Raw genomic sequence first — 18,970 nt, 5'->3', positions numbered from 1 at the left:
GACTACCAGATCTTTTACCAGCCCAGCCATTTCAATAGAAACAGCCAGCAACCGGCTACAACAGCGAATCCCGTGAAATATTGCCGCGCTTGATGATCTTGCGCAGACGGTCGAGACCTTCCATCTGGATCTGACGCACCCTTTCGCGAGTCAGACCGAGGTCCGTGGCAATGACATCGAGCGTGGCGACGTCTGCCCCGCTCAAGCCATAGCGCCGCTCGATGACCGAGCGCTGCCGCTCGGAAAGCTGCGCCAGCCAGTCATCCAGCAAGGAACCCACTTCGCTCGACTGGAGCAGGGATTCGGGATCGCCACCAGTCTCGTCGGCAATCACTTCGGCCATCGTGTGATTGGGGTCGATTTCAAGCGGCGCGTCGAGCGAGGCAATGTGCTCGTTCAACGAAAGAATGCGGCGAACCTCTTCCTCACTCTTGTCGAGCAGCATGGCTATGCGTTCGACGGTCGAATCCCGGCGGTCGGCCGACTCGAGATGGCGAATGGCACGCAAGACCAGATTGATTTCCTTGACGACATGGACCGGCAGACGGATGGTCCGCGACTGGTTCATGATGCCGCGCTCGATGCTTTGCCGTATCCACCAAGTGGCATAAGTGGAAAAACGGAAGCCGCGCTCCGGATCGAATTTTTCCAGCGCATGAATCAGACCGAGGTTGCCTTCTTCGATCAGATCGAGCAAAGGAATGCCGCGATTCAGGTAATGCTTGGCAATATTCACCACCAGCCGAAGATTGTGCTCGATCATCTTCTGCCGCGCTGAAAAATCCCCGGCCCTCAGCAGGCGCGAGGTCGCCAGCTCTTCAGCCGGCGTCAGCAGCGGCTTGGCGCCAATCTCGTTCAGGTAAAGCTGGGTGACATCCTCAAGCAACTCAAGTTCGGGAGCGACAGCTTCCGGCTCGGGAACCACGGCAGCTTCGTCCGATCGAGCGTCGAACTCTCCCTCATCGAGATGTTCGTCCAGATCGCTCATCTTTTGGGCAAATATTGCGCTGGATCGACCGGCTTGCCCTGTTTACGTATTTCAAAGTGCAACTTCACCGAATCGGCATCGGTATTGCCCATTTCGGCAATTTTCTGGCCCCGACTTACCTGCTGGCCTTCCTTGACCAGGATTTTGCGGTTATGGGCGTACGCCGAGAGGAATGTCGCGTTGTGTTTGACGATCACCAATTCACCGTAACCACGCAATCCGGCGCCGGCATAAACCACCTTGCCATCGCCGGCAGCCAACACCGGATCGCCAGCCTTGCCGGCAAAATCGAGCCCCTTGTTACCCGCCTCACTGTAGGGCGCCACCAGTTTTCCGGCCGTCGGCCACAACCATGGCACATCATCCGGACCAGCCGCGACTGGCGGCGCGACAGCAGCCGGGTCAGGCTTGGCTTCGACACGGGTTTCTGCCGGCTTGGCGGCGACTTCGCCGGTTGAACTCAGGCGGGCATAGGCCTCGTCGGAATAAGGTTCCTTGCCGACACGCGGCTCACGTTTGATGCTCCCGCCATGGCTAATTACGGGCGACGATGCAGCCGGCTGATCAAGCGACCGGGATTCGATCCCGGCACCGGAATCAATCGGCTTGGCGACCACCGATCCACCATTTTCCACCGGTCCCGGCGGTGCAATGCGCAGAACCTGCCCTTCCCTGATCGACGAAGGATTCACAATATTGTTCCAGGCGGCAATATCCGTGTAAGCCTGCCCGTTATCCAGCGCAATACGATACAAGGTGTCGCCACGCTTGACCGTGTAATAACCGGGCCCGGATGGCTGAGCAGCCGTAGCCGCTCTCGATTGGGCGGTCGAATTACGGTCGACCGCTGGCACCGGTTGTTGCGAAAAACAGCCGGCAAGCAGCAGACTGGGTAAAACAAGGGCTAAAACTCGAATCATTGCGTTCCTGCAAGAAGCGGGACAAACCGGACGGCATCAAGCCGGGTTTCGATGTATCCCTGAGTCGTTCGTTCAATGAAGCTAAGATACTGCTCCGTTGTCCCGACTGGCAAGACCAACCGACCGCCGAGGGCCAACTGCTCAAGCAGCGCCTGTGGCACCTTCGTCCCGGCGGCAGCGACTATGATACTGTCAAACGGCCCAGCTTCGGGCAAGCCGAACTGGCCATCTGCGTGCTTCAGGCGCACATTGAATTGCTGCAAGGCGCGCATGTGTGCCTTTGCCTTCTCGAGCAGCGGACCGAGTCGCTCGACAGCAAAAACCTCATTGGTCAGTTGAGCCAGCACCGCAGCCTGGTAGCCGCAGCCAGCCCCGACCTCCAGTGTCTTGCCCAGTGTCGCACGACCGTTCAGCAAGAGCTCGATCATCCGCGCCACGACATAAGGCTGGGAAATGGTCTGCCCCATACCGAGGGGCAAGGCGGTATCCTCATAAGCCCGGGAAGCCAATGCCTCCTCAATGAAGACATGCCTGGGTACCGCCGCCATGGCGTTCAACACCGCTTCGTTGCGGATACCCTTTTCACGCAGGCGCTCAATCATGCGTGTCCGCGTGCGCTGCGAAGTCATTCCAATACCGTTCAACACGTTGACAATCACTTAATCCAATGGCGAACGGCAGGTAACTGCGCCGTATGTGTCAGGTCAATCTGCAAAGGCGTAATGGAGACGCAGCCCCGCTCCACTGCGTTGAAGTCGGTCCCTGGCCCCGCATCCGCCGCCGCACCGGCTGCGCCGACCCAATACACCGTCTCGCTGCGCGGCGAAACCATTCTGACGACCGGTTCAGCCTTATGACGACGCCCGAGACGAGTAACCTCCATCCCCTTCAATTCGGCATACGGGATATCCGGCACGTTGACATTCAACAAGACGGCTTCCTTCATCGGGTCACGAATAAAACGCTCGACCAATTCTCTGGCAACACGACCTGCCGATTCGAAGTTCTTCCCTTCAAAGCTGGTCAACGAGATCGCAATTGACGGAATGCCCAACAAAAAACCTTCGGTCGCCGCTGCCACCGTACCGGAGTAAATCGTATCGTCGCCCATATTGGCACCGGTGTTTATCCCGGAAACAATAATGTCCGGCAACCGATCGAGCATGCCGGTAACAGCCAAATGAACGCAATCAGTGGGAGTTCCATTCACAAAATGGAAGCCATTGGCCGCTTTTTTCAAAAACAACGGTCGATCCAGTGTCAGCGAATTGCTCGCACCACTGCGATTCTGCTCCGGAGCAACAACCACGATATCACCAAGCCCGGCCAGAGCCTGGGCCAATTCCGCAAGCCCTGGCGCAAAATATCCATCGTCATTACTCAGCAGAATATTCATAATTCAAACAAGCAAGTTATCGAGACTACCGCCATTCGCCACCCAGGCTTCAACCCATTTCGGCTTGCGGCCGCGCCCTGTCCATTCAAGTTCGACATTCTCCGGATGGCGGTATTTGACTTTAACCTTATTGCCAGATGAAACCTTGACCTTGGCATCCTTGCCAATCAAATCCTCAATGGCATAACCGCGTGCTTTGGCAAAGGCACGAACTTCATTAAGAATGTTTATTTTTTCCTGAGCCTCACGACGCTTCAATTCGGCTGGAATTTGTTGCTGCAAATCGCGCAACTGCGAGACGGACAAAGTGGACAGATCCATGACTACCTCGAAAGTTAATAGGGTGCCAACAATTTAATTTGTCTCAGCCTAATTATCAACAATAAAAATTAAAAAGCCGGCAAAAGCCGGTTAATAACTGCTCTCGAAGGATAAAAATCTGAACTCAAGACGCTTTGCCCTTCGGAAATACGAAGCGAGACTTCGCTCGCCCCGTCTTAAAATAACAATCTATTAGTTTGTTTACAAAACAGTTTATTAAGCTTGAACTGCCTTAATTCGAGTCGCAGCATATTACCCTCCCACTCCCACCACCTCAGAGCACCCGTATCCTAATTCAATTGCCTTGCTCGACGCTTCAACCAGAAGATGATTTCATCCAGATCATCATCGTCGCCAAATCGGGAAGCAAAGTCTTCGCAAGCAGACTTGTTAACAAGGATCGTCTCAGTAAGTTTCAGATACTCAGCCAACTCCGTCGGTCGATGCAGCTTCTTCACCGCAACCCTGAAGGCCTGCCGGCAAGGCACGCAATACCAAATATCATAATAAAGATCGACGAGTCCGTGGCAAGGAATAACCAGCAATAGCGCGGAAAGCGATTCAATAAATTCAGGCTCGGGTCGATAAGCGATGAGGTTATTCAACTCACTCCGAACATCAGCAGATTGAATATCCAACCAAGCAGCTATCGCAACGGAGATTTCCAGTCTTGTTTTCTTTCCGTCGAACACGAAGACACCTTGGGACAAATAAGACTTTGCTGAGAATTTTAGAGAGGGCACAAGCTTGAACCACTTCAAAATCGCTTCCAAACCCACTAAAAAGCAAAAAGGCCAATCCGTAGATTGGCCTAACTGCTTTTTCTATAACTATTTCTTGGTCGGGGCGGCGGGATTCGAACTCGCGACCCCTTGCACCCCATGCAAGTGCGCTACCAGGCTGCGCTACGCCCCGACAAGCCGGCTATTATACCTGAAAACCTCAAGATTCAAAGGCGCAACAGCTCGATAATTGAATTCAATTCACCGCGCAGACTACCAGCCATTTTCGATGCATCCGGCCGGTCGACTACAGCAGCCTCAAGAGGACCACCTTCATCCAGCCGATTACGCGCGCCACTGATCGTAAACCCTTGATTATAAAGAAGCTCACGAATTCGACGCACCAATAGCACTTCATGATGCTGGTAATAACGACGGTTACCACGGCGTTTGACCGGCTTAAGCTGGTTGAATTCCTGCTCCCAGTAACGCAAAACGTGCGGCTTGACGCCGCACAACTCGCTGACCTCACCGATGGTGAAGTAGCGCTTGGCGGGGATGGGCGGCAGTTCGTCGCCGGTAAAGGATTTAAGCCGCGGTTCCATCGAATGCGAGCTCGACATCTGACTTCAGCTTCTGACTGGCATGAAAAGTCACCACGCGGCGTGCCGTAATGGGGATTTCCTGGCCGGTTTTTGGGTTACGCCCTGGACGCTGCGGCTTGTCTCGAAGTTGAAAGTTACCGAAACCGGACAGCTTTACGCCATCACCAATTTCCAGAGCATTACGAATTTCTTCGAAAAAAGCCTCGACCATGTCCTTGGCCTCACGCTTGTTGAGACCAACCCTCTCAAACAAGAGATCGGCGAGTTCGGCTTTGGTGAGCGTCATCGTTATTTTTTCCATCAGGCACGCAGTTGAGCACCGAACGCCTGTTCGAGACAGGACACCAGTTGCTGCATAGCAGCATCAACTTCCGAATCTAGCAAAGTGCGTTGAGTATCTTGCATAACTATACGAAACGCAAGACTTTTCTTGTTTTCAGCAACCCCTTTACCGGCATAAATATCGAACAGTTGAACGTCCTTTACCAGCTCGGGTAACTGCTTGTTCAACCCATCCAACAAGGTCTGCAGAGAAAGTCCTTGATCAACCACAATGGCCATATCGCGGATCACTGACGGAAATTTTGACACCTCGCAATAAGCCGGGACCTTGGCTGCCGTAACCGCAGCGAAATCAACCTCAAAGACAACTGGCGCCTGCGGGAGATCGTATTTCTGCCCCCATTCCGGATGCAACTCGCCGATACAGCCGATCACCTGACCGTCAAGCAAAACTGTCGCGGCACGCCCCGGATGCAATGCCGGATGTACGAGCTTCTCAAAACGTAATTGCGCAGGTGCAAGGAGCGCCTCAAGATCGCCTTTCAGGTCATAAAAATCGACCTTGCGCACCCCACTACCCCAGCCATCAGGCAAGGCACCGCCATAGGCCAGACCACCAAGCTTCCATGGCTGGTAAAAACCTTCGACCGGCGAACCCTGGACATCGCGATGGAAGGTACGCCCCGTTTCGAAGAGACGCACCCGACTCTGCTTGCGCTTGAGATTGGTCACCAAGTTTGAAATCAGCCCGCCGATCAGCGTCGAGCGCATCACGGCCATCTGGCTGGCGATCGGATTGGCTAGGCGAATCGGATCGCTATTGGCAGCAAAATCCTTTTCCCAAGCTTCTTCGACGAAAGCGTAATTGACCACCTCCTGATAACCACGATCAACCAACAACTGGCGAATGCGCGCCTGTGGCCGCTGCGCCTCGGGTTGGATCATCATTTCCAGATTGCCGCGCGGCGCCGGGGCTGGAATATTGTCGTAACCATGCAGACGAGCGATTTCCTCGATCAGGTCTTCCTCGATTTGGATATCGAAGCGCCAAGTTGGAGGCGTTACCAGAAAATCCCCACCCTCACGAACAAATGGCAACCCCAGACCCGAGAACAAGGCAGCGATCTGCTCGGCTGTGAAAACCATGCCGATGACCTTCGAAGCACGCGCCGTGCGCAAGCGAACCGGCTGACGAGCCGGCATTTCCGCTCTCGCTTCGACAACAGAACCGGCTGCACCACCGCAGATATCGAGGATCAGGCGGGTTGCACGCTCAATAGCACGGCGCGTACCGCCGAAATCGACCCCGCGTTCGAAGCGATGCGAGGCGTCCGAAGCAAAGCCGTAACGTCGAGCGCGGCCAGCAATGGCTTTCGGAGCAAAATATGCCGACTCGAGGAAAAGCTCGCTGGTTTCCAGCGTGATGCCACTTTCCTCCCCTCCCATGATACCGGCCATAGCCAGCGCCGAAGACTCGTCGGCGATGACCAGTATGTCGCTATCGATATCGATAGTCTGCTCATTGAGCAACAACAGTTTTTCAGCCGGCTGCGCCATGCGGGCACGAACGGTGCCGTTGAGCTTTGTGTTGTCGAAGGCATGCAGCGGCTGGCCGAGTTCAAGCATCACATAGTTGGTCACATCGACCAAGGCCGAAATCGAACGAATACCACTACGCTCGAGACGGCGCTTCATCCATTCCGGGGTCGGCGCCTTGGCATCGACCCCCTTGATGATGCGACCACAATAGAGCGGGCAGGCAGTCGGAGCGTCAAGCACGACGTCACGCCGGTCGGCAATAGTTGCGGCGACTTCGGGTACCTCGACAAATTTGACCTGAGCCCCAGCGATAGCTGCCACCTCGCGCGCCACGCCGCTTAATGAGAGACAGTCGGAACGGTTCGGTGTCAGCTTCAGCGTAAACAACTGGTCATCGAGATCAAGGTATTGGCGGATCGACAGCCCAATCGGCGCATCCCCCGGCAAAACGAGCAGCCCGGAAGCCTCTTCGGCAATACCAAGCTCCTTGGCGGAACAGAGCATGCCGGAAGACTCGATGCCGCGGACCTTGGCGATCTTGATGGTGAAATCGCCAGGCAATTTGGCGCCAGGCAGCGCACAGGGGACACGCAGGCCAACGGCGACATTAGGAGCTCCGCAGACAATGGTCGTCGGTTCGCCGCGGCCGGTGTCGACCTTGCATACGTTCAAACGATCGGCATCCGGATGCTTGACGACTTCCTGCACCAGAGCAACAACGACATCATTGAATTGCGGGGCGACCGGCTCCAGTTCCTCGACTTCGAGGCCGGCCATGGTCAGCAAATGGGAAAGTTCCTCGCTCGACAACTTGGTGTCGACAAGGGTACGCAACCACGATTCGGAGAATTTCATGCGAATTGCCTCAGGAAACGGAGGTCGCCTTCAAAGAACAGGCGCAGGTCATTAACGCCATAACGCAGCATGGTCAGCCGGTCCGGCCCCATGCCGAAGGCGAAACCGGTGTATTTTTCCGGATCGATACCGGCTATGCGCAAAACATCAGGATGCACCATGCCGCAACCGGCAATTTCCAGCCAGCGACCTTCAAGCGGCCCGCTCATGAAGGCGACATCGATCTCGGCGGACGGCTCGGTAAACGGGAAAAAAGACGGACGGAAGCGGACCTTGAGGTCGTCGCTCTCGAAAAAGCTGCGCAGAAAATCGGCGATCACGCCCTTCAGATCGGCAAAGGAAACGCCCTCGCCAACCCACAGGCCTTCAACCTGATGAAACATCGGCGAGTGCGTCGCATCGGAATCGACACGATAGACGCGCCCCGGCGCGATGATGCGAATTTCGGGCATGCTTTCCAAATGACGATACTTGGCGACATGCGCCTGCATGTAGCGCGCCTGGACAGGACTGGTATGAGTGCGCAGCAGTACCTTGTCGGCAACCGTGCCGTCCGGATTCTGCAGGTAAAAAGTATCGTGCATCGAACGCGCCGGGTGATCCTCGGGCGTATTCAAGGCCGTGAAATTAAAAAAGTCCTCCTCGATCTCGGGACCATCGGCCACTTCGAAACCAATGGAGCGAAACAGGGACTCGATGCGTTCCAGCGTCCGCGTCACCGGATGCAAGCCCCCGCGCGCTTCAGCGCGACCAGGCAGGGTAACATCCAACGCCTCTTCAGCCAGACGGGCGTCGAGCGCCGCCTTGCGGATCGCCTCCCGGCGCTCGTTAAGCGCATTTTCAACGGCGGTCTTGGCGACGTTGATCGCAGCACCGGCAGCTTTCTTCTCATCCGGCGGTAACTTGCCCAAGCCCTTGAGAAGTTCGGTGATCTGCCCGCTTTTGCCGAGGAAACGGGCTTTTACCTGTTCCAGTGCATCCGGGTCAGCAATGGCAGCGAACGCCGTCCGGGCTTCGCTAACGATTTGATCGAGATTATCCATAAACGTCCACCAACAAAACCACCAACAAAAAAGGAGGCTTACGCCTCCTTTTTTTAATTACGCTTTCGCTCAGGCGCCGAGCTGTGCCTTGGCCTTATTGGCCAGAGCAGCAAAAGCCGGCTGATCGAAAACAGCCAGATCGGCCAGAACCTTGCGGTCGACTTCGATGTTGGCCTTCTTCAGGCCGTTCATGAAGGTGCTGTACTTCATGCCCAGCTCACGAGCTGCGGCGTTGATACGGGCAATCCACAATGCGCGGAACTGGCGTTTGCGTTGGCGACGGTCACGGTACTGGTATTGACCGGCCTTCATCACCGCCTGTTTGGCAACGCGATAGACGTTCTTGCGACGACCGCGGTAACCCTTGGCCTGAACCAGAATCTTCTTGTGACGGGCGCGAGCTGTTACACCACGTTTAACTCTAGGCATCTTCTATCTCCTTACGCGTAGGGCAACATGGCACGAACGGAAGCTGTATCGCGCTCGTGAACAGCAACTGCACCGCGCAGATGACGTTTGACCTTGGTGGTCTTCTTGGTCAGGATGTGACGCTTGAAAGCTTGGCCGCGCTTGATGCTACCGCCTGCGCGAACCGAAAAGCGCTTTTTAGCACCGCTCTTGGTCTTCATTTTGGGCATTTTCTGCTCCTTAATGACATGCCGTCAGGTGGTTCCCGGCGGGAACACTTTCACTACCCGAAAGCACTTATAAAAACTGGGTATTACGGTTGTTTCTTCTTCGCCGGCGCGATGATCATGATCATCTGACGGCCTTCCATCTTCGGCATCTGCTCGACCTGGCCAACGGCTTCGAGGTCGGTCTTGATCCGTTCCAACTGGCGCATACCAAACTCCTGGTGCGCCATTTCACGCCCCCGGAAGCGCAGGGTCACTTTGACCTTGTCTTCTTCTTCCAGGAAACGCGTCATGTTCCTGAGCTTGATCTGGTAATCGTTTTCGTCAGTACCGGGGCGCAGTTTCACTTCCTTGACCTGCACCTGCTTCTGCTTCAACTTGGCCTCATGAGCGCGCTTTTGCTCTTGGTACTTGAACTTGCCGTAGTCCATGACCCGGCAGACAGGTGGCTTGGCCAGCGGCGCGATCTCAACCAGATCGACCCCTGCTTCTTCAGCCAACTGCAGTGCAGCACGGATGCTCATCACACCCAACTGTTCACCTTCCAAACCCTGGAGACGAATCTCCGGCACCGTGATTTCTTCGTTGAGGCGATGCGCCTTGTTCTGAGCTATGGTAAAACCCCCGAAAACGTCAATAATTAAGCCGTGCCACTACGCGCCGCAACTTCGCCTTGAAGTTGCCCGATCAGTTCATCCACGGACATCTGTCCGAGATCCTGACCACCGCGAGTACGCACGGCCACCAGTCCGTCCGCCTTTTCCTTATCACCCACAACGAGCTGATAAGGCAGCCGGTTCAAGCTATGTTCGCGGATTTTATAGGTAATTTTCTCGTTGCGCAAATCCGCCTCCGCCCGAAAGCCCGCCTGATGTAGCCTTTGCGCCACTTCAGCCGCGTAATCCGCCTGTTTTTCGGAAATATTCAGGACAGCGATCTGCGTCGGCGCCAGCCACAAAGGCAGTGCGCCAGCGAAGTTCTCAATCAGTATCCCGATAAATCGCTCCAACGAACCGAGAATGGCACGGTGCAGCATGACCGGCACCTTACGCTCGTCGTTGCCGTCAACGTATTCGGCACCGAGACGCCCCGGCATCGAGAAGTCGACCTGCATCGTGCCGCACTGCCAAGAGCGACCAATGGCGTCCTTGATGTGAAATTCGATCTTCGGACCATAAAAAGCCCCTTCGCCCGGCAGCTCTGTCCACGCTAGGCCGGACGCGCGCAATCCGCCGCGCAATGCATCTTCGGCCTTATCCCAGACATCATCAGAGCCAACACGACTATCGGGACGCAGCGCCAACTTGACGGCCACATCGTTGAAGCCGAAATCGGCGTAGACTTTTTTAACCAGCGCATTGAAGGCGGTCACCTCGGCTTCGATCTGGTCTTCGGTACAGAAGATGTGACCATCATCCTGCACAAAGCCGCGCACGCGCATCAGACCATGCAGCGCACCGGCCGGCTCGTTACGATGGCAAGAGCCGAATTCGCCATAGCGCAACGGCAGTTCGCGATACGAGCGCAAACCAGCATTGAACACCTGAACGTGCCCCGGACAATTCATCGGCTTGACCGCGTAGTCGCGATTTTCCGAGGCCGTCGTGAACATGTTGTCCTTGTAGTGCTCCCAGTGACCGGACTTTTCCCACAGCGATTTGTCGAGAATCTGCGGACAACGCACTTCCTGATAGCCGTTATTACGATAGACGGCGCGCATGTAGCTTTCGATTTCCTGCCAGATCGCCCAACCCTTCGGGTGCCAGAAAACCAGACCCGGTGCTTCGTCCTGCATATGGAACAAATCAAACTGCTTACCCAGACGACGATGGTCGCGCTTTTCAGCCTCTTCCAGCATGTGCAGGTAGGCGTCGAGATCTTCCTTCTTGGCCCAGGCCGTGCCGTAGATACGCTGCAACTGTTCGTTGCGATGATCGCCACGCCAGTAAGCCCCAGCCACCTTCATCAGCTTGAAGACTTTCAGCTTGGCCGTGGTCGGCACGTGGGGACCACGGCAAAGGTCGATGAAATCACCTTCGCGATACAGCGAAACCTGCTGATCGGCCGGAATGGCACCAATCAGCTCGGCTTTGTACTTTTCACCCTGACCCAGGAAAAACTTTACGGCGTCGTCACGCGCCCAGACCTCGCGGCTAATCGGGATATCCTGCTTGGCCAATTCGGCCATGCGCTTCTCGATGGCCGCCAGATCTTCCGGCGTGAATGGCCGCTTGTAGGCAAAGTCGTAATAAAAGCCGTTTTCGATGGTCGGCCCAATGGTGACCTGCGCCTCCGGAAACAAGGACTTCACCGCATAAGCCAGCAAGTGAGCCGTCGAGTGACGAATGACCTCCAAACCATCAGGATCACGCTCGGTGACAATGGCAAGATCGGCGTCCTGCTCAATCCTGAACGAGGTATCAACCAGCCGACCATCGACCTTGCCGGCCAATGCGGCACGCGCCAGCCCGGCGCCTATACTGGCCGCAACTTCGGCAATGGTAACCGGTTGCGCAAAGGAACGAATGGAACCATCAGGCAGTTTGATATCAGGCATGGCGGATCTCTGGGCAAAAAAAAAGTGCGGGCTGAGCCGCACTTTTTTAGTTCAAACGAAAGCTGACTCGACTAGGATTTCTGAACTGTAGTGCGAGTTCGGAAAATCATCAATTCAGCTCCGTTAGGAATTTGGTAGGCGGTATTGGAATCGAACCAACGACCTCCACGATGTCAACGTGGCGCTCTAACCAACTGAGCTAACCGCCTAAAGAAGGCCGCATTATAGACTCTGGAAGAAAGCTGTCAAGGGATTTTTAGAAAAACTGCTGACGATGACCGCAAACAGGGCATCTACAGATACAAAGCCGAAGGCCGGTGCGTCAGGACAGGCACCGACATACAAAGTAAGATTCGTGCTTGCACGGAGGAAACAAGGATGAGTGATGGATGGATTGCTTTCGGGATCATTGTGATCTTCATGGTTGGAGCAGCGCTTCCGCTGCTGCGCAAAAATCACCCTTCGAATACCCCGCCACCAACGCCGAAGGAAACGCTCCGCGACTGGCGAAACGAAAAATAAAAGGATGAACACAGTGGAATCACGCCTGACCGATATTGAAATCAAAATCAGCTACACCGAAGACATGGTGGATGAACTGAATCGCACCATTTTCCGCCAGCAACAACAGATAGACCGGCTGATCACCGAATTCCGTGCTTTGCGCGAGCAGGTGCAGAGCGCCGCGCCGACCGAGCAACGCAGCCTGCGCGACGACCTGCCGCCACATTACTGAAAGCAGGATCAGCCAATGCCCTCGGTTACCGTTCTTTATCACGCGGACTGCATTGACGGCTTCGGCTCAGCCTATGCGGCGTGGCGGCAATTTGGCGCAAAGGCGAGCTACCGTCCGTTGCATCATGGCGAAGACTGGGACATCGACGCGATTGCTGGTCACAAGGTATTCATCCTCGATTTTTCCTTTGCCCCGGACACCCTCGAAGCGATGGCCGCCACGGCCGAGTCAGTGACTCAAATCGACCACCACGCCTCAGCCCGCCAAGCCTGGGGCGACCGCCTGCCAGACGAAACATCGGGCCTCGTTACCTACCACCACCCGAAGCTGCCACTGACCGTCATTTTCGATCTGCAAAAATCGGGAGCCAGACTCACTTGGGAGCACTTTCACCCGAGCCAGCCAGTACCGCTGGCGCTGCAGCACATCGAGGATCAGGACCTGTGGCGCTTTGCACTACCCGGCACCCGTCCTTTTTGCCGCGCCCTGCGCCTGTTGCCTTTCGATTTTTCGGCCTGGAACGAACTGATTGGTCAAACGCGAACCGCGGAAACAAAACGCTACGGCGAAATGCTGGCCAACGGCCAAGCCATCGAAGTATTTTTTCAGAACGAAATCGAACGACTGGCCAACAGCGACTTGCGCATGCCGGCCCGCTTGCGCGGCGAGCCGGTCGATGCGCTGCAAGCACAGCGCCATGGTCAGACCGTCATCGCTGACGGCGATCTGGTCTGGCTGGCGGCCAACGGTATCGCAATCAACGGCAACGTCCTGTTTGCCTCGGAACTGGGCAATCGACTGGCCGAGCAAAGCACCAGCTTCGGCCTGGTCTGGCAGTTGGCCGCCAATGGCGAAGTCAAAGCCTCGCTACGCTCGAAGGGAAACTTTGATGTGGCGGCAATAGCAGTCCGCTACGGTGGCGGCGGTCACCCGAACGCAGCAGGCTTCCGGATGGCGCACGAAAAGTTCATGCGGGAAGTGCTCGGGCTGAACTGAGCAGAACCAGGCGCCCGACAGACTTAATCCTACGAAGCAGACTAGAACCGGTTTGGTTCCTTGCCTTCATGGATGGCCCAATAAACCAATATGGCCCAACCAAGCAACGGAATGAAATAGAGCAACTGCAGCCATCCACTCTTGTCGATATCGTGCAGTCGTCGCGCCCCTACGGCCAGTCCCGGCAGCATCACCGCCAGTGAAAAAAGTGCAGACAGCTTGTCGCTAACGATACCGGTAGCCACCGTCGCCAAAAACACGAACAGAACCCACCACCAGTATTCCGACCGCGAGGCGCGTCCCGAAAAATCCGCATATTTCGAGAAGCAGGTCTGGATAGATTGGCCGAACGTCATTGGCAACCCCTAGTAGCCGTCACGTACACGATCGAACACTTCGGCTGCCTGATCGAGCAGATAGTCGTTGGTGTTTGTCGCCTTGGCGACTGACCCGAAATATTTTTCGAACTCGGCAGCCGAAATCTCCGCTTCGGCGGCAGTAGGCAACCGGCGCTCCGCATGCCGACGCCGTTCGATACCCCCCCTCGGCGGGCCTGAGTCACGCTGCCGACGATCCGACGGTGTTCTACGCTCGATGCTCATGATTAGCTTTCCATTGGTTATGACCGAAACATAGACCGTGACAGGAAAACTTGCAATATAACCAAGAGGATATTCGCGCAATCCGGATTGCGCAGACAGTGGAAGGCCGGCTTACTGGAGAAGCCTTTTGCTCCCCCGCCGTCGCCTGCCTAGCCGCCCGATTTCACCTTCCGCCAGCCCCTGGCCTCCATGCAGGCGTGCATCTTCCGGACATTCGCATTGGTCACCATGCCATCGGCGCCCGAGTAGGCCTGCAACTTGCAGTATTTTTCGTCAACGTCGTAGTCGCCACCCGGCTTTTCCCAATGCCAGGAAGCACAGCCGGCAGTCAAGCCGGCAAGGAGGATGAGTGCGTATTTCATCGGGCGGATTTTACGATGCAATCGATTGATACATGCTCAACATGACGCATCCAAGCGCCGGAGGGGGCCCGCCGAGCTGATATGGCAGGAAACGGAAGCCAAAAACGAAAAAGGCTTTCATCGCTGAAAGCCTTGTCTGTATTTGATGGTGCCCAGGAAGGGACTCGAACCCCCACACCTTTCGGCGCCAGAACCTAAATCTGGTGCGTCTACCAATTTCGCCACCTGGGCAGGCGGCGCGCATTCTACCACTCTCCGCGCATCCCCCCTATACTTGCCGCCCCATGCCCGTCGACCACTACGAAAACTTTCCGGTTGCCTCCCTGCTCGTGCCGTCCAGACTGCGCCGGCCGATCGAGGTCATCTACCATTTTGCACGCAGCGCCGACGACATTGCCGACGAAGGCGATGCCACACCGGATGAGCGCCTGACCGGCCTGGCCGCCTACCAGGCGGAACTCGACCGGATCGCGGCCGGCAGCACGCCGCAAACGCCACTTTTTGCCGAGCTGGCCGAGGTTGTTCGCCAGCATGCCCTGCCGATCCAGCTGCTGCGCGACCTGCTCGATGCCTTTGCCCAGGATGTGGTCAAGAAGCGCTACGCCGATTACCCGGAACTGCTCGACTACTGCCGTCGTTCGGCCAACCCGGTCGGCCGACTGGTGTTGCACCTGTTCGGCCGCACCGAGCAGGAACATCTGGAGCAGTCGGACTGCATCTGCACGGCGCTGCAACTGATCAATTTCTGGCAGGATGTTGCAGTCGACTGGCAAAAAGACCGGGTTTACATCCCGCAGACTGATTTCCCGCACTTCAGGATCAGCGAGGCCGACATCGCCGCTGGCCGCTGCTCGGACAACTGGGCGGCTCTGATGGATTTTGAAATGGACCGGGCGCTGGCCCTGATGCGGCGCGGCGCCCCGCTCGTGCACGCCCTGCCCGGCCGGCTCGGCTGGGAAATCCGCCTGACCATCCAGGGCGGCCTGCGCATCCTTGAACGCCTGCGTCAGGTGCGCGGCGATGTTTTCGAGCGCCGCCCCAAACTCGGCAAATGGGACTGGCTGGTTCTCGCCGGCCGTTCCCTTACAATGTGACCCCATGAATCCCGACCAATACTGCCAGGAGAAGTGCGCCGCCAGCGGCTCCTCCTTCTATTACAGCTTCCTTTTCCTGCCGGCCGAGCGCCGGCGCGCCATCATGGCCCTCTACGCCTTCTGTCGCGAGGTCGATGACGTGGTCGACGAATGCCACGACGTGTCGCTGGCCTCGACCAAACTGACCTGGTGGCGTCAGGAGATTGAACGAGTTGCCGAAGGCCAGCCGCAGCACCCGGTCGGCCTGGCGTTGAAAGGCGTCAGCGGCCAGTTCAACCTGCCGAAAGAACAGTTGCTGGAAATCATCGACGGCATGGAGATGGACCTGCAACAGTCGCGCTATCTCGACTTCAAGGGACTGTCGCTCTACTGCTACCGGGTGGCCAGTGTCGTCGGCCTGCTCGCCGCCGAAATCTTCGGCTTCCAGGACCGGCAGACGCAGAAATACGCGCACGATCTGGGCATGGCCTTCCAGCTCACCAACATCATTCGCGACATCGGTGAAGATGCCCGGCGTGGCCGCATCTACATCCCAATGGACGAGCTGAAACAGTTCAACGTGCCGGCCGCCGACATTCTGAATGCCAAGTATTCGGACAACTTCACGGCACTGATGAAGTTCCAGACCGAGCGCGCCGAGAAATATTACGCGCAGGCTTTTGCCCAGTTGCCGGCCGTCGACCGCAAGAGCCAGCGCCCCGGGCTGATCATGGCGGCGATCTACCGGACGCTGCTCGATGAGATCAAGCGCGAGAATTTCCAGGTTCTGCACCAGCGCATCGCACTGACGCCGGTCCGCAAAATCTGGATTGCCTGGAAAACCTGGGCTTTCGCGTGAAAGTTGCCGTCATCGGCGGCGGCTGGGCGGGGATCGCCGCCGCCGTTGAACTGACGGCAGCCGGCGCCCAAACCACCCTGTTCGAAGCCGGCCGCGTTCTCGGTGGTCGCGCCCGGACAATCAGCGTCGACGACCGTCGGCTGGATAACGGCCAGCACATCCTGCTCGGCGCCTACAGCCAGACATTGGCCCTGATGCGCCGGCTCGGCGCCGACCCCGCGCAGCTCTTCGACCGCCGTCCGCTACAGATCGTCGACAACACCGGTTTCCGCCTTGCACTACCCAAGCTGCCGGCGCCGCTCAATGTCGCCTGGGGGTTGCTGAGCGCCAATGGCGTCGGTCTAGGCGAAAAGCTGAAGACCGCGTTGTGGATGGATGGCATCAAGCGTCAGGGCTTTCAGCTAGCGGCCGACACCACGGTCGCCAACTGGCTCGACGCCGCCGGCCAGACTGGCCGCTTGCGCCGCCACCTCTGGGAGCCGCTCTGCCTGGCCGCCCTGAACGTTCCGGCCGAACGCGCCTCGGCGCAATTGTTTGCCAACGTGTTGCGCGACAGCCTGGGCAGTTCGCAGCGGGAAGCTACCGACCTGTTGTTGCCACGCGTCGATTTGGGCCGCTTGCTACCGGAACCGGCGGCACACTGGCTGACCGGGCAAGGCGCCGAGCTGCGCATGGGCCGCCGGGTAAGGAAACTCGCCGCCGACGAAAACGGCATCGCCATCGATGGCGAGCACTTCGCGGCGGCCATTCTCGCCACCGCCCCCCAACACGCCACGCAGTTGTGGCCGGCATTGCAACTTGCTTACGCCTACGAGCCGATTGCGACGGTGTATCTCCAGTTCGCGGCAACCACCAGCCAATCTTTTCCGCTACGCAATCTCCTTGGCCAACATGGCCAGTGGGTGGTCGACCGTGGCGACGGCCTGCTCGCCTGCGTATTGAGCGGGCATGGCGAGTGGGAAAAGTTCAGCGATGCGGAACTGGCGGCAACCCTCGAAGCCGAACTCGGTTACGCCGAGAAAGCCATATGGCGCCAGGTCGTCCGGGAAAAACGCGCAACCTTCTCGGCAGCTCCCGGCCTTAGCCGCCCGGGCTGCACCACCGCCCAACCACAGCTTTTTCTGGCCGGCGATTACACCTGGGCCGACTATCCGGCAACGCTCGAAGGTGCGGTGCGCAGCGGCCTGCGCGCCGCCCGCCTGGCTTACACCAGGCGCCCGGAATGAATGCGCAGCGTCCGCCCGCAGCGCGCGGCAATGGCCTCGTCGTGGGTAACCAGAACCAGCGTCGTGCCCTGCCTGGCGTTCAGGTCGAACATCAGGTCGATAATCTGCTGACCGGTCGCCGCGTCGAGATTGCCGGTCGGCTCGTCGGCCAGCACCAGCCGCGGCGCGGGCGCGAACGCCCGGGCCAGCGCCACGCGCTGCTGTTCGCCTCCGGACAGGTACTTCGGGTAGTGCTTCAGACGATGCTCAAGGCCAACCCGCTCCAGCCAGCCACGAGCCGTCGCCAGCGCAGTTTTCTGCCCGGCCAGTTCGAGCGGCAGCATGACGTTTTCCAGCGCATTGAGCGACGGCAGTAACTGAAAGGACTGAAAAACGAACCCCAGCAATTTGCCGCGCTGCCTGGCCCGGTCATCTTCGTCGAGGGCAGCCAGCGATACGCCATCCAGGCGGATTTCGCCGGCGCTCGGCACATCCAGCCCGGCTAGCAAGCCAAGTAGCGTAGACTTGCCGGACCCCGAGGCACCAACGATGGCTACCGTTTCGCCCGGCATCACCGAAAACGAAATATCCTGCAAAATTGTCAGCGGCTCGCCGCCGCTATCAACGGTTTTACCCAGATTAATGACATCAACGACCGGTTTCTCTGCCATGCGGCTTGCTCTCTTCCTGTTTGCCCTGCTCTTTTCCAGCGCCCCGGTTTTTGCCGCCAAGACCATCCTGGTCATGGGCGATTCGCTCTCGGCCGGCTACGGCATTCGCCCGGAGCAGGCCTGGCCGGCGCTGCTGGCCAAGCGGCTGCACGATAAGCGCTTTGATTATAGCGTTGCCAACCTCTCGATTTCCGGCGAAACCTCGGCCGGCGGACGTTCGCGCCTCACGCCGGCGCTGCGCCAGCACAAGCCGGCCATCGTTGTCATTGCCCTTGGCAGCAACGACGGCCTGCGCGGCCTGCCGCTGCCGCAGATGCGCGACAACCTGAACGCCATGATCGATGCGGCACGCGCCAGCGGCGCTAAGGTCTTGCTCGCCGGCATGCGCCTGCCCCCGAACTACGGCCCGTATGCGACGGAATTCTTCGCCAGTTTTGCCGACATCGCCCGCAACAAGAAAACGAGCTTGCTCGAATTTCTGCTCGAACCGGTCGCCACCCAGCCCGAATTCTTTCAAGCCGACACCCTGCATCCGACCGCCGAAGCGCAGCCGCTGATTCTCGATCACCTCTGGCCATCGCTGGCCCCGCTACTGAAATAAGC

25 protein-coding genes and 3 tRNA genes are annotated in these 18,970 nt (G+C 57.6%); 7 read left to right on the top strand and 21 right to left on the bottom strand.

The genetic code is table 11. From position 1 onward, the window contains the following. Positions 1 to 55: 55 nt before the first annotated feature. The 16 genes from rpoS to KI611_RS08730 all read right to left on the bottom strand — a co-directional run bounded on the left by rpoS (position 56) and on the right by KI611_RS08730 (position 12,072). Positions 56 to 988 (bottom strand): RNA polymerase sigma factor RpoS, encoded by a 933-nt coding sequence (gene rpoS / locus KI611_RS08805; RefSeq protein ID WP_226419444.1) that lies wholly within the window; start codon positions 986 to 988, stop codon positions 56 to 58. Continuing rightward, on the bottom strand, positions 985 to 1,908 hold the full coding sequence (locus KI611_RS08800; RefSeq protein ID WP_226419443.1) for a peptidoglycan DD-metalloendopeptidase family protein: 924 nt from the start codon (positions 1,906 to 1,908) through the stop codon (positions 985 to 987). The genes rpoS and KI611_RS08800 overlap by 4 nt, the downstream gene beginning before the upstream one ends. Then, a complete protein-coding gene (locus KI611_RS08795) occupies positions 1,905 to 2,537 on the bottom strand; it encodes a protein-L-isoaspartate(D-aspartate) O-methyltransferase (protein WP_226419890.1) in 633 nt (210 codons plus the stop codon). Before KI611_RS08795 ends, KI611_RS08800 begins: the two co-directional genes overlap by 4 nt. A gap of 26 nt (positions 2,538 to 2,563) precedes the next feature. After that, positions 2,564 to 3,304: a 5'/3'-nucleotidase SurE gene (surE, locus tag KI611_RS08790; protein ID WP_226419442.1), complete on the bottom strand. Its 741-nt coding sequence runs from the start codon at positions 3,302 to 3,304 to the stop codon at positions 2,564 to 2,566. A 3-nt stretch (positions 3,305 to 3,307) separates the two neighbouring features. Then, a complete protein-coding gene (locus tag KI611_RS08785) occupies positions 3,308 to 3,625 on the bottom strand; it encodes an H-NS family nucleoid-associated regulatory protein (RefSeq protein ID WP_226419441.1) in 318 nt (105 codons plus the stop codon). 290 nt (positions 3,626 to 3,915) lie between these two features. Further along, positions 3,916 to 4,317, bottom strand: coding sequence for a hypothetical protein (locus tag KI611_RS08780; RefSeq protein ID WP_226419440.1), 402 nt, complete (start codon positions 4,315 to 4,317; stop codon positions 3,916 to 3,918). A 146-nt stretch (positions 4,318 to 4,463) separates the two neighbouring features. Next, positions 4,464 to 4,540 (bottom strand) — tRNA-Pro (locus KI611_RS08775). A gap of 34 nt (positions 4,541 to 4,574) precedes the next feature. Beyond that, positions 4,575 to 4,952 (bottom strand): MerR family transcriptional regulator, encoded by a 378-nt coding sequence (locus tag KI611_RS08770; protein ID WP_226419439.1) that lies wholly within the window; start codon positions 4,950 to 4,952, stop codon positions 4,575 to 4,577. Continuing rightward, entirely contained in the window at positions 4,936 to 5,244 is a 309-nt protein-coding gene (locus KI611_RS08765) for an integration host factor subunit alpha (protein ID WP_226419889.1), read from the bottom strand. The genes KI611_RS08770 and KI611_RS08765 overlap by 17 nt, the downstream gene beginning before the upstream one ends. Positions 5,245 to 5,252: 8 nt before the next feature. Then, entirely contained in the window at positions 5,253 to 7,628 is a 2,376-nt protein-coding gene (pheT, locus tag KI611_RS08760; protein WP_226419438.1) for a phenylalanine--tRNA ligase subunit beta, read from the bottom strand. Then, on the bottom strand, positions 7,625 to 8,671 hold the full coding sequence (pheS, locus tag KI611_RS08755) for a phenylalanine--tRNA ligase subunit alpha (protein WP_226419437.1): 1,047 nt from the start codon (positions 8,669 to 8,671) through the stop codon (positions 7,625 to 7,627). Before pheS ends, pheT begins: the two co-directional genes overlap by 4 nt. A 69-nt stretch (positions 8,672 to 8,740) precedes the next feature. Further along, complete coding sequence (gene rplT / locus KI611_RS08750) at positions 8,741 to 9,100, bottom strand: 50S ribosomal protein L20 (protein ID WP_226419436.1); 360 nt, start codon at positions 9,098 to 9,100, stop codon at positions 8,741 to 8,743. 11 nt (positions 9,101 to 9,111) lie between these two features. Beyond that, on the bottom strand, positions 9,112 to 9,309 hold the full coding sequence (gene rpmI, locus KI611_RS08745) for a 50S ribosomal protein L35 (RefSeq protein WP_226419435.1): 198 nt from the start codon (positions 9,307 to 9,309) through the stop codon (positions 9,112 to 9,114). 83 nt (positions 9,310 to 9,392) lie between these two features. Beyond that, positions 9,393 to 9,920 (bottom strand): translation initiation factor IF-3, encoded by a 528-nt coding sequence (gene infC, locus KI611_RS08740; RefSeq protein WP_226419888.1) that lies wholly within the window; start codon positions 9,918 to 9,920, stop codon positions 9,393 to 9,395. A 26-nt stretch (positions 9,921 to 9,946) separates the two neighbouring features. Beyond that, positions 9,947 to 11,863 (bottom strand): threonine--tRNA ligase, encoded by a 1,917-nt coding sequence (thrS, locus tag KI611_RS08735; protein WP_226419434.1) that lies wholly within the window; start codon positions 11,861 to 11,863, stop codon positions 9,947 to 9,949. A gap of 132 nt (positions 11,864 to 11,995) precedes the next feature. Next, a tRNA-Val gene (locus tag KI611_RS08730) sits at positions 11,996 to 12,072 on the bottom strand. Between the two features lie 169 nt (positions 12,073 to 12,241). Here KI611_RS08730 and KI611_RS08725 point away from each other — a divergent pair. The 3 genes from KI611_RS08725 to KI611_RS08715 are packed head-to-tail and all read left to right on the top strand — an operon-like array spanning position 12,242 to position 13,595. Beyond that, entirely contained in the window at positions 12,242 to 12,385 is a 144-nt protein-coding gene (locus KI611_RS08725; protein ID WP_226419433.1) for a hypothetical protein, read from the top strand. 13 nt (positions 12,386 to 12,398) lie between these two features. Next, a complete protein-coding gene (locus KI611_RS08720; RefSeq protein WP_226419432.1) occupies positions 12,399 to 12,599 on the top strand; it encodes a SlyX family protein in 201 nt (66 codons plus the stop codon). A 15-nt stretch (positions 12,600 to 12,614) separates the two neighbouring features. After that, positions 12,615 to 13,595: a DHHA1 domain-containing protein gene (locus KI611_RS08715; protein ID WP_226419431.1), complete on the top strand. Its 981-nt coding sequence runs from the start codon at positions 12,615 to 12,617 to the stop codon at positions 13,593 to 13,595. A 41-nt stretch (positions 13,596 to 13,636) separates the two neighbouring features. Here the strand turns inward: KI611_RS08715 and KI611_RS08710 are convergent, their stop codons facing one another. From KI611_RS08710 to KI611_RS08695, 4 genes are all read right to left on the bottom strand, one after another. After that, positions 13,637 to 13,951, bottom strand: coding sequence for a DUF805 domain-containing protein (locus KI611_RS08710; RefSeq protein ID WP_226419430.1), 315 nt, complete (start codon positions 13,949 to 13,951; stop codon positions 13,637 to 13,639). A gap of 9 nt (positions 13,952 to 13,960) precedes the next feature. After that, a complete protein-coding gene (locus KI611_RS08705) occupies positions 13,961 to 14,197 on the bottom strand; it encodes a hypothetical protein (protein ID WP_226419429.1) in 237 nt (78 codons plus the stop codon). 149 nt (positions 14,198 to 14,346) lie between these two features. Then, positions 14,347 to 14,559 carry a hypothetical protein gene (locus KI611_RS08700; RefSeq protein ID WP_226419428.1) on the bottom strand — a complete coding sequence of 71 codons (213 nt, stop codon included), beginning with the start codon at positions 14,557 to 14,559 and terminating at the stop codon, positions 14,347 to 14,349. 146 nt (positions 14,560 to 14,705) lie between these two features. After that, positions 14,706 to 14,790: transfer RNA gene (locus KI611_RS08695), tRNA-Leu, on the bottom strand. Between the two features lie 53 nt (positions 14,791 to 14,843). On the opposite strand from KI611_RS08695, the gene hpnC reads away from it, so the two are divergent. Genes hpnC through hpnE form a run of 3 tightly spaced genes read left to right on the top strand, consistent with a single transcriptional unit; the run spans position 14,844 to position 17,717 of the window. After that, complete coding sequence (gene hpnC, locus KI611_RS08690; protein WP_226419427.1) at positions 14,844 to 15,653, top strand: squalene synthase HpnC; 810 nt, start codon at positions 14,844 to 14,846, stop codon at positions 15,651 to 15,653. Between the two features lie 4 nt (positions 15,654 to 15,657). Further along, positions 15,658 to 16,491 (top strand): presqualene diphosphate synthase HpnD, encoded by an 834-nt coding sequence (gene hpnD / locus KI611_RS08685; protein ID WP_226419426.1) that lies wholly within the window; start codon positions 15,658 to 15,660, stop codon positions 16,489 to 16,491. After that, on the top strand, positions 16,488 to 17,717 hold the full coding sequence (gene hpnE, locus KI611_RS08680; RefSeq protein ID WP_226419425.1) for a hydroxysqualene dehydroxylase HpnE: 1,230 nt from the start codon (positions 16,488 to 16,490) through the stop codon (positions 17,715 to 17,717). The genes hpnD and hpnE overlap by 4 nt, the downstream gene beginning before the upstream one ends. On the opposite strand, the gene KI611_RS08675 is transcribed toward hpnE, so the two are convergent. Then, positions 17,696 to 18,367, bottom strand: coding sequence for an ABC transporter ATP-binding protein (locus KI611_RS08675; protein WP_226419424.1), 672 nt, complete (start codon positions 18,365 to 18,367; stop codon positions 17,696 to 17,698). The genes hpnE and KI611_RS08675 overlap by 22 nt on opposite strands. On the opposite strand from KI611_RS08675, the gene KI611_RS08670 reads away from it, so the two are divergent. Continuing rightward, entirely contained in the window at positions 18,366 to 18,968 is a 603-nt protein-coding gene (locus tag KI611_RS08670; protein WP_226419423.1) for an arylesterase, read from the top strand. The genes KI611_RS08675 and KI611_RS08670 overlap by 2 nt on opposite strands. The last annotated feature ends 2 nt before the right edge of the window (positions 18,969 to 18,970 follow it).

It is taken from the genome of Dechloromonas denitrificans (assembly GCF_020510685.1).
GTDB lineage: Bacteria > Pseudomonadota > Gammaproteobacteria > Burkholderiales > Rhodocyclaceae > Azonexus > Azonexus denitrificans_A.
The sequence above is the reverse complement of the archived record's forward strand: the minus strand, read 5'-3'. Positions and strand labels throughout refer to the sequence as shown.